A 13694-nucleotide genomic window follows, 5' to 3' on the forward strand; every position below is an offset into this window, starting at 1 on the left:
AGCATTCGTTAACCATCCCGAGCGGGCGCGGCACTGGCAACCCAGAGATCGAGCGCCATCCGGCGGAGCTGGAGCGCCTCCTCCCACCGGTCCGTCGTGTCGTTGCCGTCCCGGCCGGTGATCGCATAGGGTTTCGGCCCCAGTTCGCAGGTGAAGACCAGTGCGGCATCCTCGGCCGCACGGGAGCGCCAGCCGCGGAAACCGTAGTCCCACCACGAGCGGAAGAGATCGACCCAGGGACGGTGATGCGGGAAGGAGATTTCGATCTGCACCTGCTCGCGCGAGGCGATGCGGCCATGGAAGGCCTGGGCATTGTCGAGGATGCGCCGGATCAGCGCATGGTTCTCCTGCGAGACCGGAAAGGCAAACTCCCGGCCGACCAGGAAATGCGAGAGGTCGGCGAGAAGCGGCAGGTCGGGCCGCCGGTCGAGGAGATCGAGCGTGAAATAGAGGTCCGTGGTCATCCGGTCGCGATGCGTCTCGATATAGACGGGAATGCCCGCCTCCCCGGCAAGCCGCATCCATCCGTCGAGAAGCGGCAGGCAATCCTCGATCCGGCGCGGCCGGATATCGGGTTGCAGGTTGATATGGCTGACCGGGAATTCGGCGGCCAGCTCCAGCGGTAGGCGCAGGTCGTCTATGCTGCGCGGGAAGCAGACGCCTTCGATCTTCAGGCCGGTGCCGCCTAGTGTCTCGTTAAGGCGGGTGACATCGGTGCGGTTGGTATAGTGCGCGCTGACACCGTCGAACCCTGCCCTTGCAATCATCGCGATGTTTTCTGCAAGGCTGCGTTCATGGCCATCCGTATGGCGGCGCTCCATGGCCCAGAGCGACTGGAAGACGAGCAGCGTCTGCATCAGGCGGCCCGGGTGCTCTTGAGAAGCGCCTTGAGATTGAAGGCCGGATCGGCAAACGCCGAGAGATCGGGACGGATGCCGGCGGCAATCAGCATCTCGGCCAGCTTGATGTCCTTCGCCACCGCGTTGCCGGTGCCAAGGCCGGCTGCCGCCACGAGGCGCCCGTCCGCAAGGTAGAATTCGAGTTCGCCCCCGGCGACCGGTCGCAGGATGCTCTGGTGCCCCGGCTGGGGCAGGCCTGCCACCTGCAGGCCGAGATCGTATTGATCGGACCAGAACCAGGGCAGGGCGGCAAAGGCCTCGCGGGCGCCGGTCATGTTCCGTGCGGCCGTCTCGGCCTGGCTGCGCGCATTGCGCCAGCTCTCGAACCGAATGGCGCGGCCGCCCGGCTGGGAGACGGCGGCGCAGTCGCCGGCGGCGAAGATATGCGGATCGCTCGTGCGCAGGAAGCTGTCGGTGAGGATGCCGTTCGCCGTTGCGAGCCCTGCCCTCTCGGCAAGCGTGATATCGGGCAGAACGCCGATGGCCGAGATGACAGTGCCGGCGGGAACGCGACTGCCATCGGCAAGCATGACGGCATCGGGGGTGATTTCGGCAATGCCGAGGCCGAGATGAAAATGCACGCCCTCCTCCCGGTGCCGGGCGTGCAGCCTTTCGGCAAAGCGTGGCGGAACCGCCCGTCCGAGCGGCCTGGGCGCTGCCTCGATGATGCTGACGGCAATGCACTTGCCCCGCAGCACCGCGGCAAGCTCCATGCCGATCAGCCCGCCGCCGATGATAGCGACAGGTCCGCCGGTTTCAGCGCGGGAAAAGAGGGTCGCGGCATCGCGATAGGTGCGGAAGTCGAGCGCGCGCTCGGCGCCGGGGCATGCCAGCTGGCGGGGCTGGGCGCCGGTGGCGAGCAGGAGTTTGCCATAGGGCAATGCCCGGCCGTCGCTGAGCGCTATGCTGCGGCGGGCGGCGTCGATGCGGATGGCGGCAAGGCCCTGGTGATAGGCGATGCCGGCGGCTTCCAGCGCCTCGGACGTGCAGATCGTCTTCATCTGCACGGCTCCGCCCAGCGGCTTGGAGAGCGGCGGACGCTCGTAGGGCAGGTGCGGCTCCGTGCCGATCAGCGTGACGGCGCCGGAAAAGCCGGCTTCGCGGGTGGCGAAGGCTGCGCGGGTGCCGGCCTCGCCCGCCCCGATGATGACGATATCGTCCATGCTGGTCTCCGTGGAAAGGGACCGGCGCCGGGGCGCCGGTCGGGGAGGATCAATTCCGGCTGGCGTAGTCGGCCATGTTCTTCGGCGTCACGAGCTCGAAGGGCACCCAGACCTGCTTTTCGATCGCCTCGCCGCGCACCAGCGCCACCGCGGCATCCACCGCGCTTGCCGACTGACCCTTGGCGTTCTGGAACACGGTCGCGTCGAGGTCACCCGCCGCCATAGCGGCAAGACCGTCCTGCGTCGCGTCGATGCCGATGACGATCACATCGTCCATGGAGACGCCCGCCGCCTTCAGGGCCTGGATCGCGCCGATCGCCATTTCGTCATTGTTGGCGAAGACCACGTCGATGGGCTGACCCGCGGTGATCCAGTTGGTCGTCAGGTCCATGGCATTGGTGCGCGTCCAGGCGCCGGACTGTTCGTCGGCGATGGTGACGCCCTTGCAGTCGCTGGCGGCCAGCGCGTCCTTGAACGAGGAGGTACGGTCGCGCGAGGCCTGGTGGGCAAGGTCGCCCATCAGGATATAGACCTGCGCATCGCTCGCCTTGCCCTTTTCCTTCAGCAGGGAACAGGCGGCCTGCGCGCCGAGTTCGCCGGAATCGGTCTCCTTCGACCCGACATAGGCCTGCTTTTGCGGCAGCGCGCCGACATTGTCGGGTTCGAGATTGAGATAGACGAGCGGGATGCCGGCCTTTTCGGCGGCCTCGCTGATGCCGGGGGCGGCGGAGGTGTCCGTCAGCGTCATGATGATCGCGTCCACCCCTGCGGCGATGAAGTTGTTCACCTGGTTGAGCTGCTTGGAGATGTCGGTCTGGGCGTCCTCGACCTGGACACTGACGCCGTCGACCTCGGCGGCCCGCGCGCCGATCCCCTCGCGCAAGAGGGTCTGGAAGTTGTTGTCGAAGCTCTGCATCGAGACGCCGATCGTCTCCGCTGCGGCAGCACTTCCCATCAAGGCGGCCAGAGCGGCCGCCAGGCACATGGATTTCATGGTATCCTCCCAATGTGGGTGCCGGTCCACCCGCTCGCACTCCGGAGGCCCGACGGGCCTGCTTGTCGGCACGCCGCCCTAGCCGAGGGCGACGCGAACCTCTCCGTCGATCACCTCGGCGGGATAGGTTTTCAGGTTCTCGCAGGCCGGCAGGCGCAGGGCCTCGCCGGTGCGATAGTCGAAGGCGCCGGAATGCTTGGGACATTCCACCTCGAAATCCATGACCAGCCCTTCGGCAAGATGGATCGCCTCGTGGGTGCAGAGGCCAGCGGTGCAATAGACGCTGTCATCAGGCGCGCGGTAGATCGCGTAGGTGCGGCCGCCATGATCGAAGCGGATGGCGCCTTCCTGTTCGATATCGGTGAGCTTGCAGGCTTGAACCCAGGTCATTCGGCGGCTCCCTGGGCTTCAGCGCGGGCCTTGCGGGCGGCGAGCTTTTCCTTGCGCCTGCGGTAGCGCTCCTGCATGCGGGCCTCGCCTTCTGCCGAGCCGTCGTGCCAGGTGCCGAACCATTTATCGAGCGGGATCAGGGCGTCGCCGTAGTTCACCTCGAAATATTTGTGGTGCAGGTAGTGCGCATAGGCGTGGCTGTCGACCAGCGTCTCCTCGCCGACCTCCACCTTGTCGAAGCCCACATGGCCGGGGATAGCGCCGAAGCCGGCATAGTGGAGCTGGTAGAGCATCAGGACGGGGTTCGACGGCAGGATCAGGTGGTAGAAGGCGGTGCCGAGATAGAGCAGGTGCTCGACCGGATGCATCGACAGCGACGACCACGGCGACGGGTTCACCGAATTGTGGTGGACCGAATGCACCCACTTGTAGAGGAACGGCGTGTGGATGAGCCGGTGGATGCAGAAGAAGTGGAACTCGTGGATGATCGGCACCACGAGGGCGACGAGTGCCAGCGTCCACGGATTTTTGGCAAAGCTCAACCACGGCGCATAGCCATTGGCATAGGCCCAGAGCATGGCGACCTCGATCGCCGTCCAGATGGTGACGCCCGAAAGAAACGTGCGCAGGATGTTGTCGAGGTTCTGGCTCTCGAACCAGAAGGCCGTGTTCTTCTGGTCGGCGGGGAACTTTCCGTTGTACTTGAAGCGGTTTTCCTGCCGCTTGAGCACATAGAGATGCAATTCGAAGGCGCCGTAGAAGAGAAGAACGCAGACCGCGTTCACCGCATAGAGCCAGGCGGCCCAGCCGACGCCGAGGCTCTGCATCGTTTCGACCGGCGGGACCACCCAGGCCCAGTAGGCAACGGCAGAGGCTGCGAAGATGGCGTTCCACGGAAAGAAATAGTGCGGCAACCACTTGAGGATCGCCAGAAAGCGGAGCGGAAAGGTAAACAGCGGCGCGGTTTCCACCGGCTGGTTCGGCGCCCAGTCCCCACGCTTGTTGCGCGTTCCGTATTTCAGATCGTCCATTGCGCTCTCCCTCGGACGCGCGGGTGCGTCGGCACCCGCGGAATTTCCCTGTTGGAAGGAGCGCATGCCGCGCCGCTCGCCGCGTTACGCCTTGTGCAACGCCGGCTTTCCTCCCGACTTGGAAATTATCAAGCGCTCGCCGGAATGCCGAACGGTTCCTTGATCAAATCAGATCAGAGGCCCTCGGCGGTGATGGTGATGAAGCGGATGGGGCTCGGGTCTGGTTCGACATCCGTCAGGCCGATGCGGCGCAGGACGAGATCGAGCGCGCGCTGGGCCTGCGCTTCCGGCGCCTGGTCGAGAACGACATCCATGATGCCTTCGCTGAGCGCCACGCGGGTATAATCGGTCAGCTCGTGCCCGACGAACAGGATGTCCCTGCCCCGCGGATGGCGACGCAGCACGCTGATCAGCGCGGAATTGGCCCCGCCGGCATTGTAGAGGCCGACGAGACCGGGATATTTCTCCAGCGCGATGGCAAGGGTCTCCGCGCTGAAATGCTCCTCGTCCCGGGTGAAGCCGAGCCATTCGAAGGCGATCGGGCCGGGATGGGCGGCGAAATAATCGGAAAAGCCGCGGATGCGGTCGCGGTGTACCTGGTAGATCGGATGGCAGAGGGCGACGACGGGGCCGTCTGTCCGGGCCATGCGGGCGATGAACCAGGCGGCCGTCCGCCCGGCGGCCTGGTTGTCGATGCCGACGAAGGCGCCGGTCTTTTCCGAGGCGCGGGTGACGACATGCACGACGGGCACGCCCTGGGCCACGACCGCCTCCACCGCCGCCTTGATGAGCGGGCTGTTGGGCACGGCGAGGATGAGGCCCGCACGCGGCAGGTCGGTCGAGCGGATATGGCGCGCGATCTGCTCCGGGTTCATCTCCTCGGTGAAGCTGCGATGCACCACGACCAAGGGATCCAGTGTCGCGGCGATGCGCTCGAACGCCTTGGACAGGCGCCGGTAGAACGTCGTCTCGGGACGGACCATCAGGACCTCGATGCGCAGCAAGCCGCGATGTGCATCGGGCAGCGTGCGGGGATAGTTGAGGCTGCGGGCAGCGATCACCACCTTCTCGGCCAGCTCGGGGCGCACGCCGCCGCGCCCGTTCAGCACCCGCTCCACCGTCGCGGTGCCGACCCCGGCAAGGCGGGCAATGTCCTTGTAATTGGACTTGCTCATTGTATCGCAGGCTCCTCGAACCGGTCCGTGCTTCGCCGCGCAGGCCTTGCGCCTGTCGCGGGCTTGCGCATGAATGCACCACCAAATCGCTGTCTCCAACAGGCCCATTCTCGACAAATCTGTCGATGAGCCTGCAGAACTGCAAGGCATCGGCGGAGTGCGGCGCAGATGGCAGGATGAAACCCGATTCGGCCGCCAAGCGTGCCGGGACGTTGATGCGGCCGCGGTGCGCGGGTGTTGCGGAGGATCGGACAGCTTGCAGCAGATGCCTGTGATGGGGCGAAAAAGCAATGCTGCGGCAGGGTGTTAGCCTTTTGCGGCCGTCTCACGGCGATTGGCTGGCGGGTTGTTAACCTTAAAAACCTTGTCCCCTCTAGAGAATCGCACATAATCCCGCTTATGTAGCCTTTTACGGCTGAAAATCGTTATCTGAGAGAATGACCGTTCATGAACGCTAATCCGAGCGCTTCGGTGCACAACATCGTGAATTTCGAGGACCAGATCCTCGAACAGGGCGATCTGATCTCGAAGAAGCTGCATCTGCTCAGCGTGCAACGATTCCCGCCGAATGCAAGGAAGACGTTGCGGTCGTTCTCGCTGGCGGAGGTGGCGCATTATGTCGGCGTTTCGCAAAGCACCCTGAAGAAGCTGCATCTCGACGGCAAGGGACCCTCCCCGCAGACCTCTCCGTCCGGTCGCCGCTCCTATACGGCCGAGCAGATGCTGGAACTGCGCCGGTATCTCGACCAGCACGGCCGTTCGGAAAGCCGCATGTATGTGCCGCATCGTCGCAACGGCGAAAAGCTGCAGGTGGTCGCCGTCGTCAACTTCAAGGGCGGCTCCGGCAAGACGACGACCGCGGCGCATCTGGCGCAATATCTCGCCCTGACCGGGCACCGGGTGCTGGCGGTCGACCTCGACCCGCAGGCCTCGCTCTCCTCCCTGCACGGCTTCCAGCCGGAACTCGACCAGGTGGCGTCGATCTACGATGCCATCCGCTATGACGGAGAGAAGAAGGCGCTTGCGGACATCATCCGGCCGACCAATTTCCCGGGGCTCGATATCGTCCCGGCCAATCTCGACCTGCAGGAATACGAATACGACACGCCGCTCGCCATGGCGGACAAGTCGTCGAACGAGGGCAAGACCTTCTTCACCCGCATCTCGCGGGCGCTGGCCGAGGTGGACGACAAGTACGACGTCGTGGTGATCGACTGCCCGCCGCAGCTCGGCTACCTGACGCTGACGGCCCTGACGGCTGCGACCAGCGTGCTGATCACCATCCATCCGCAGATGCTGGACGTCATGTCGATGGGCCAGTTCCTGCTGATGCTGGGCGGAATCCTGAAGCCGATCCGCGCGGCCGGGGCCGAAGTCAATCTCTCCTGGTACCGCTACCTCATCACCCGTTACGAGCCGATGGATGTGCCGCAGGCGCAGATGGTCGGCTTCATGTCGACCATGTTCCACGAATTCATGCTGAAGAACCAGATGGTGAAGTCCACGGCCGTCTCCGACGCCGGCATCACCAAGCAGACGCTCTACGAGGTCGAGCGCGCCACCATGAACCGTGGAACCTATGATCGCGCGCTGGAATCGCTCGATGCCGTCAATGACGAAATCGCCGATCTCATCCATCGCTCCTGGGGGCGCTGATTTGTCGGCTGACAAAATCGGTATTTATTGAAGGAAAAACAATAGGCTGAGGCCTATCGGAACTGACAAGATGGCAAGAAAGAATCTCCTCGAAGGCCTGGCTGCACTGCCGGATGACAATACGGTGACCGCCTCCTATCCGATGCGGGGCGCCGGAAAGTCGCTCGTGCGTTCGCTCGACGAGCTTGCCAAGCAGGCGGACCGCTTTCTCGAAGGCGAGGCGGTCGTCGAGTTCGATCCGGACCTGATCGACGATTCCTTCGTGCAGGATCGCCTGGCACAGGACAATGACGATTTCCGCGAGCTCGTCGAGGCGATCCGCGAGCGGGGTCAGGATACGCCGATCCTCGTGCGGCCGCATGCGACGGCGGCCGGGCGCTACCAGGTCGTCTTCGGCCACCGGCGGCTGCGGGCAGCGCGCGAGCTCGGCCGCAAGGTCAAGGCGGTCGTCAAGTCGATCGACGACCGCACCCACGTCATCGCGCAGGGCCAGGAAAACTCCGCACGCGCCAACCTGACCTTCATCGAGCGGGCGCTCTTCGCGCGGCGCCTGGAGGATCTGGGGTATGATCGGGAGGTCATTTCCTCGGCGCTGGCCGCCAATGCGGCGGCGATTTCCAAGATGATGTCCGTCACCGAGCGCATCCCGGCCGACATCATCCGCGCGATCGGCGCGGCGCCGGGCATCGGCCGGGAGCGCTGGGTCGAGCTTTCGCTCCTGGCCGGCAAGGCATCCAACAATGACAAGGTGCGCAGCATCGTCCGTGACGCCGACTTCCAGGCGCTGGCGCCGGACGAGCGCTTCCTGGCGCTCTATGCCGCGCTGAACAAGAGCACGCGCCCGGTCCGGAAGGCAGAGCCCGCTTTGGCCAAGGCCAAGTGGGAGCCGCAGGACAAGGCTGTGCTGGCGGAGATCAAGAACAGCGGCAAGATCTTTTCGCTGTCGATGAAGGCGAAGAATGCCGCCCGGTTCGGTGACTTTCTTTCGCGCAATCTGGACGCGCTCTACGCGCAGTTCCTGGACGAGGAAAACAAGGGAGACTGAACAGCAAAAGAAAAAGGCCCCCAAGCGGTTGCCCACGTGGAAGCCTCTCTCAGAACTAAGCACTCCGAGAATCGCATTTCCACGAATCACAGTCAAGAGTCTTTGGCACCCTTTTTGGTGAGCAGATTTCTTTTGCCTTTTGGAAGGTGAAGGAAATGCACAGTGGACATGTGACGACGCCCTTCGGGCGGCGGCCGATGACGCTTGCGCTGGTGAAAGGCCAGTTCGAGACGGCCAATATCAAGCGTGGGAAATCCGCCGACAAGTGGAAGATCTACCGCGACGCCTGCGATGCGCGATCCCTGATGGGGCTGCGCGACCGGGCGCTTGCGGTTCTCAACGCGCTTCTTTCGTTCCATCCCGAGGTGGAATTGAAGGAGGACGCGAACCTTATCGTGTTTCCCTCTAACGCGCAGCTCTCGGCGCGGGCGAACGGCATTGCCGGCACGACCCTTCGCGAGAACCTGGCGCTTCTCGTTCAGGCGGGCCTCATCCACCGCCAGGACAGCCCCAATGGCAAGCGCTACGCGCGAAAGGGCAGGGACGGCACGATAGAGACGGCTTACGGCTTCAGTCTCGCGCCCTTGCTCGCCCGCTCGGAAGAGCTTGCGCAGATGGCCCAGCAGGTGGCCGAGGAACGCCGACGCCTGAAGATCGTCAGGGAACGCATCTCCATCATGCGCCGGGATATCCGCAAGCTGATCTCGGCGGGGATGGAGGAGGGGGCTTCAGGCGATTGGGGCCTCATCGAAGACCACTATGTGGCGGCTGTCGCCCGGCTGCGTTTCGCAAAGCATGCCACCGAGCTGGAAGGATGCCTCGACGAACTGGCCCTGTTGCGGGAAGAGATCGTCAATATGCTGGAAGATCAGCTTATTTCAAAAAAAACCGACGCCAATGATGCCGAATACCGTCAGCACAAACATAATTCAAAATCCGAATCCATCCATGAACTTGAACCTTGCTCTGAAAAAGAGCAGGGCAAACCGTCCGTTTCCAACAGGGAACGCCCTGTCGAACCGGTCAGGTCGTTCCCGCTGGGGATGGTGCTGAGGGCATGCCCGGAAATCGGGATGTACGGACCGGACGGCGCGATCACCCACTGGCGGGACCTGATGGCGGCGGCGGTGGTCGTCCGCTCCACGCTTGGCGTCAGCCCGTCGGCCTATCAGGAGGCCTGTGAAACCATGGGACCGGAAAACGCGGCCGTCGCGATCGCCTGCATTCTCGAAAGGGCAGGGCATATCAACTCGCCGGGCGGCTATCTGCGCGACCTGACGCGAAAGGCGGCGCGCGGCCAGTTCTCGCTCGGCCCAATGCTCATGGCATTGCTCCGGGCGAACGGTAAGGGGGTGCCTGTCGGGAATGTCGGTTGAGGCTGCGGGTCAATGTTGGATTAACATGTGCACGGTAGGTTCGTTTCGCGAACTTCGTGGAGCAGGTGCGGAATGACTCATATCCGGCAGGTCCTTATGGGCAATCTTGCCTGCGGTGCGCTGCTGGTTTCAGCCTGCATGCATGTGAGCGATCGGTTCCATCGGCTTGCGCCACGACAGGAACAGGTCTGTTTCGGCATCGTCCTCAGCCTTGGCGCGATGGTCTTGATGATGCTCTCGGTGCGATTCGAGCCGAGCACGGCTCTCATTGAGGGTTCGACCTTGTTCGGCGGGCCGGCTGTGCTCTTGCTCTCCATCCTGGATGCCGGCGACGTTCGGCTCTTTCTTGGCGGAGAGAATGGGACGGTGCTCACGGACAACGGGTTTGTCGCGGCTTTCGGGCTGCCGTTGTGGTGGCTGGTTACGCGGGGGAGGGGAGCCGGGCTTTGGCGAAGGCTTGTGACGAAAAGGTCCACTTTACAGGAAAGATGCAAGGCCCATCTCCATTACACTATAAGACATGCCGACCGGCATCAGTTGCTTTTCGAGCCTGTGGGGCACCGGCATCAGGCGTTACATGATGTCGGTGTCGGCGAGAAATGCGCCTACAGGACGATGTCCGATGCCACCCAGAGGGGAGAATGCAAAAGCCCGGACGAGACCCTGGATTTCCTGTTGGATAGCAGGTTGCCGTACGGTAACGCTGATGCTCCCGGAGCGAAGTTTTTGCCGTCCGTGTCGTCCACACCGATACCTCTTCATCAAAAGGAAGACGACCGATAAGGCAATCTTATCCGTTGTTATGGGGATGCGATGCACCGTGCGGTTAAGGCCTGAATGAAGGGAATAAACCGCACAGTTCCATAAGGTGTGTGGTCATGGATTCGCACGACACTCCGCCTGTTCTTCCCTCGTAATCCCCGCAGGTTTGCCCGATGGGTCCTGCCGCGAAGCTGCAGCCTCGCACTATCGTAGCTGCGCCGCGGCCAGGCGTTCCATTGCGAGGCATGATTGTTGATACGGAGACGACAGGCCTTACTGCTCGCAAGGACGAAGCTCAGCGCTGAGGAGCATAAGTGGCTCTCGACGACGTCAGACGGCCCTGGCTGCAATATCCCTACTGGCACCAAGGGCGGATCGTCTTGGAACATTGGCGATTTCCGGGCGCCGGTTCGCGCGTACGAAAACATTAACTTGTCGTGATATAAGCTGTATCCGGGAGATAGCCGAACACCGCTGGGTGCGAGGGCCTGTCGAGGACGATCGGCTGTCGGCCGGTGCGGTTCGAGGCTGGACGGCCCGTCTGCTGTTGCCGGCCGACGCGGCGTCCGGGCGTCCCGAAGCTCGGCATGATGCCGTCATGTTCTCCGTCGCATGAGTGTCGACGGCCGCGTCGTTTTCCGGCGCGGGAGCATCGCAATCCGTTCATGCAGGTTGGTGAAGGCGGGATGAAGGACGAGGCAGCCAGTGACAGCAAGGCCGGGACAGGCCTTCGCGCCTTTGCGCCCGCCGTTGCGATGGCTGTCCTGACGGCGACCGGACTGGGCGCTGCCGAATTGGCCCCGCCGTCGACCGGGCAGATGGCGGTCGTGTTCCCGCCGCTCACCGACGAGGCGGCTGCCTGGCGGCGTGTCACCGAGGCCGGCGGGGCGATCGTTGGTCCTTCCCGTTTTTCGAACGTGGTCATCGCCTATGCGAAGGACCCGGATTTTTCATCACGCGTCCGCTCCCGTGGCGCGCTCTTCACGCTTGCGGCGACCGGCCTCTGCCGGTCCGTCGACGGTCAATCCAGATCAGGCGCAGGTGACACATGACGCTCGACAACATCCGCAGGAACGCCACCATCGCGCTTTGCGCCTTTATCGCCATCCTGGCGGGCTGCGTCCTGGCAACCGATCTTCTCCTGCAGGGCGCGTTTGGCCTCGGCTCCGGACTTGCCGTGGCCGGCCTGCTCGGCCTCGGCGCCACCTGGTTCCTCGCCCGCCACGGCGACGCGCTCCGGCTCATGGTCGTATCCGTCCTGGTGGCCGAGATCGTTGCCCTTCTCATCGTTGCCCGCAATCATCCCTGGCAGACGGACATTCACATGATGTTCTTCGCAGCGCTTGCGGTCAGCGCCCTAATGTACGATGTCCGCGTGATCCTGCTCGGCGCCGGTCTGGTCGCGCTCCACCACATCGGCCTCGGCCTGTTTCTCGACACCTTCGTCTTCTACGGCGGCGGAAGCCTCCAGCGGGTCATGCTGCATGCGGTCATCCTGATCCTCGAAACGGTGGCGCTCGTCTGGATGATCGAACAGACGCGCAAGCTTCTGGCCTCCGCGGTGGAGAAGGGCGAGGAGGCCCGCCAGGAAGCCGGGCGCTCGGCCGATCTGCTGGAGGTCGCCCGAGATGCCCAGAGCCAGATCGAAGCCATCTCCCGCTCGCAGGCCGTCATCGCCTTCTCCACAGACGGGGAGGTCCTTACCGCCAATGACCTTTTCCTTTCTGCGCTCGGCTACGAGCTTGGCGAGATCGTCGGGCGGCACCACAGCCTCTTCGTCGAACCGTCCCATGCGCGCAGCGCCGCCTATGCCGATTTCTGGAAGAAGCTGCGTGCGGGCGAGTTCGTCGCCGAGGAATTCCTGCGCATCGGCAAGGCGGGCAGGGAGGTCTGGATCCAGGCGTCCTACAACCCGATCCTCGACAAGGACGGCAAGGTGGTGAAGATCGTGAAGTTCGCCACCGACATTTCGGGTCGCGTGCGGGCCGTGCGCGAGATCGGCGCAGGCCTCGGCCGCATCTCCACGGGCGACCTGGCCTGTGAGATCAGGGAGCCGTTCATTCCCGCGCTGGACAAGCTACGCGAGGATTTCAACCATTCGGTCAAGACGCTGTGCAGCACCTTGCAGGCCGTCGGCGGCAATGTGGTCACTGTCGATGCCGCCGCAAGCGAAATCAGCCACACGGCCGCCGACCTGTCCAAGCGCACCGAGCAGCAGGCCGCGTCCATCGAGGAGACGGCCGCCGCGCTCGAACAGATCACCGCCGTGGTGAGCACGACCGCAAAACGGGCCTCGGAGGCCGGGCGGCTCGTTGCCGAATCCCGGCAGAGCGCCGAGCAGTCCGAAACGGTTGTCCGCAGGGCGATCACCACGATGGGCGAGATCGAGCAATCCTCCCGCGAGATCGGCTCGATCACGGAGATGATGGACGAGATCGCATTCCAGACGAACCTGCTGGCGCTGAATGCCGGCGTCGAGGCCGCCCGCGCGGGCGAAGCCGGCAAGGGCTTCGCCGTCGTCGCGCAGGAGGTCCGCGAACTGGCGCAACGCTCGGCCACGGCCGCCAAGGAAATCAAGACCCTGATCGCCCGGTCGGAACAGCAGGTGAAATCCGGCGTGGCGCTCGTGGGCGAGACCGGAACGGCTTTGCAGGCGATCGTGGGCAATGTGCAGGAGATCAGCCAGCACGTCACGGCCATTGCCGAAGCGGCGCGCGAACAGGCCGTCGGCCTGCACGAGGTCAACAATGCCGTGTCGATCATCGATCAGGGCACGCAGCAGAACGCGGCGATCGTCGAACAGTCCTCGGCGGCGAGCCGGAGCCTCGCGACGGAGGCCGAGCACCTGAAGCAGTTGCTTTCCGGGTTCCAGCTTGGCGGCCGTCCCACCGGTGCGCAGTGTCAGATCCCGGCGACCGGGAGACTGCCGCCAAGGGCGGCCTGAGCGGGCCGCGGTATTTCCGGAACCTGCCATATCTCGAAGTCCCGGCCCAGATCGACGGGTTTGCGGACGCTGGAATCGAGAGCGGCCGGGTGGTCGATGTGGTTCGGCATCAGCCGGCAGGCGCTGCCGGCGTCGCCCGTTTCGAGCGTCGTCAAAGATCTCCTCGTGGTCCCGTGGCCGCATTTCGACACCGTCGACCGGTTGTAGAGAGGATGACGAGGGAGGACTCGCACAACATATTCGAGCACGGCTGAAAAGC

General features: G+C 64.0%; 13 protein-coding genes. 6 read left to right on the forward strand and 7 right to left on the reverse strand.

Annotated features, from left to right (window positions below):
* Window positions 1–8: 8 nt before the first annotated feature.
* From shn_RS28490 to shn_RS28515, 6 genes are all read right to left on the reverse strand, one after another.
* Complete coding sequence (locus tag shn_RS28490) at window positions 9–857, reverse strand: sugar phosphate isomerase/epimerase (RefSeq protein WP_145926087.1); 849 nt, start codon at window positions 855–857, stop codon at window positions 9–11.
* Window positions 857–2062: an NAD(P)/FAD-dependent oxidoreductase gene (locus shn_RS28495; protein WP_064333904.1), complete on the reverse strand. Its 1206-nt coding sequence runs from the start codon at window positions 2060–2062 to the stop codon at window positions 857–859. Before shn_RS28495 ends, shn_RS28490 begins: the two co-directional genes overlap by 1 nt.
* A gap of 49 nt (window positions 2063–2111) precedes the next feature.
* The gene (locus tag shn_RS28500) at window positions 2112–3056 is read right to left on the reverse strand and encodes a substrate-binding domain-containing protein (protein ID WP_064333905.1); all 945 of its coding nucleotides are present in this window, start codon (window positions 3054–3056) and stop codon (window positions 2112–2114) included.
* Between the two features lie 78 nt (window positions 3057–3134).
* Entirely contained in the window at window positions 3135–3446 is a 312-nt protein-coding gene (locus tag shn_RS28505; protein WP_064333906.1) for a MocE family 2Fe-2S type ferredoxin, read from the reverse strand.
* On the reverse strand, window positions 3443–4477 hold the full coding sequence (locus shn_RS28510; RefSeq protein WP_064333907.1) for a sterol desaturase family protein: 1035 nt from the start codon (window positions 4475–4477) through the stop codon (window positions 3443–3445). The genes shn_RS28505 and shn_RS28510 overlap by 4 nt, the downstream gene beginning before the upstream one ends.
* 173 nt (window positions 4478–4650) lie before the next feature.
* Window positions 4651–5652 (reverse strand): LacI family DNA-binding transcriptional regulator, encoded by a 1002-nt coding sequence (locus tag shn_RS28515; RefSeq protein ID WP_064333908.1) that lies wholly within the window; start codon window positions 5650–5652, stop codon window positions 4651–4653.
* Between the two features lie 447 nt (window positions 5653–6099).
* Between shn_RS28515 and repA the strand changes: the two genes are divergently transcribed.
* From repA to shn_RS28545, 6 genes are all read left to right on the forward strand, one after another.
* Window positions 6100–7308 (forward strand): plasmid partitioning protein RepA, encoded by a 1209-nt coding sequence (gene repA / locus shn_RS28520; protein WP_064333909.1) that lies wholly within the window; start codon window positions 6100–6102, stop codon window positions 7306–7308.
* Window positions 7309–7378: 70 nt separating this feature from the next.
* Window positions 7379–8353 (forward strand): plasmid partitioning protein RepB, encoded by a 975-nt coding sequence (gene repB / locus shn_RS28525; protein WP_064333910.1) that lies wholly within the window; start codon window positions 7379–7381, stop codon window positions 8351–8353.
* 155 nt (window positions 8354–8508) lie between these two features.
* Window positions 8509–9729 (forward strand): plasmid replication protein RepC, encoded by a 1221-nt coding sequence (gene repC / locus shn_RS28530; RefSeq protein ID WP_064333911.1) that lies wholly within the window; start codon window positions 8509–8511, stop codon window positions 9727–9729.
* Window positions 9730–9801: 72 nt separating this feature from the next.
* Window positions 9802–10512, forward strand: a complete 711-nt coding sequence (locus tag shn_RS28535; protein ID WP_064333912.1) for a hypothetical protein — start codon at window positions 9802–9804, stop codon at window positions 10510–10512.
* A gap of 665 nt (window positions 10513–11177) precedes the next feature.
* On the forward strand, window positions 11178–11543 hold the full coding sequence (locus tag shn_RS28540) for a hypothetical protein (protein ID WP_064333913.1): 366 nt from the start codon (window positions 11178–11180) through the stop codon (window positions 11541–11543).
* Complete coding sequence (locus shn_RS28545; protein WP_064333914.1) at window positions 11540–13435, forward strand: methyl-accepting chemotaxis protein; 1896 nt, start codon at window positions 11540–11542, stop codon at window positions 13433–13435. Before shn_RS28540 ends, shn_RS28545 begins: the two co-directional genes overlap by 4 nt.
* Here shn_RS28545 and shn_RS28550 read toward each other — a convergent pair.
* Window positions 13393–13590, reverse strand: coding sequence for a hypothetical protein (locus tag shn_RS28550; RefSeq protein WP_064333915.1), 198 nt, complete (start codon window positions 13588–13590; stop codon window positions 13393–13395). The two genes, shn_RS28545 and shn_RS28550, sit on opposite strands and share 43 nt — an antisense overlap.
* Window positions 13591–13694: the final 104 nt, after the last annotated feature.

This window comes from Shinella sp. HZN7 (genome assembly GCF_001652565.1).
GTDB lineage: Bacteria > Pseudomonadota > Alphaproteobacteria > Rhizobiales > Rhizobiaceae > Shinella > Shinella granuli.

Bases quoted from the DNA above. Each gene is read 5' to 3' on its own strand.
- shn_RS28490 (WP_145926087.1), bottom strand. From the start codon at position 857: ATGCAGACGCTGCTCGTCTTCCAGTCGCTCTGGGCCATGGAGCGCCGC.
- shn_RS28495 (WP_064333904.1), bottom strand. From the start codon at position 2,062: ATGGACGATATCGTCATCATCGGGGCGGGCGAGGCCGGCACCCGCGCA.
- shn_RS28500 (WP_064333905.1), bottom strand. From the start codon at position 3,056: ATGAAATCCATGTGCCTGGCGGCCGCTCTGGCCGCCTTGATGGGAAGT.
- shn_RS28505 (WP_064333906.1), bottom strand. From the start codon at position 3,446: ATGACCTGGGTTCAAGCCTGCAAGCTCACCGATATCGAACAGGAAGGC.
- shn_RS28510 (WP_064333907.1), bottom strand. From the start codon at position 4,477: ATGGACGATCTGAAATACGGAACGCGCAACAAGCGTGGGGACTGGGCG.
- shn_RS28515 (WP_064333908.1), bottom strand. From the start codon at position 5,652: ATGAGCAAGTCCAATTACAAGGACATTGCCCGCCTTGCCGGGGTCGGC.
- repA (WP_064333909.1), top strand. From the start codon at position 6,100: ATGAACGCTAATCCGAGCGCTTCGGTGCACAACATCGTGAATTTCGAG.
- repB (WP_064333910.1), top strand. From the start codon at position 7,379: ATGGCAAGAAAGAATCTCCTCGAAGGCCTGGCTGCACTGCCGGATGAC.
- repC (WP_064333911.1), top strand. From the start codon at position 8,509: ATGCACAGTGGACATGTGACGACGCCCTTCGGGCGGCGGCCGATGACG.
- shn_RS28535 (WP_064333912.1), top strand. From the start codon at position 9,802: ATGACTCATATCCGGCAGGTCCTTATGGGCAATCTTGCCTGCGGTGCG.
- shn_RS28540 (WP_064333913.1), top strand. From the start codon at position 11,178: ATGAAGGACGAGGCAGCCAGTGACAGCAAGGCCGGGACAGGCCTTCGC.
- shn_RS28545 (WP_064333914.1), top strand. From the start codon at position 11,540: ATGACGCTCGACAACATCCGCAGGAACGCCACCATCGCGCTTTGCGCC.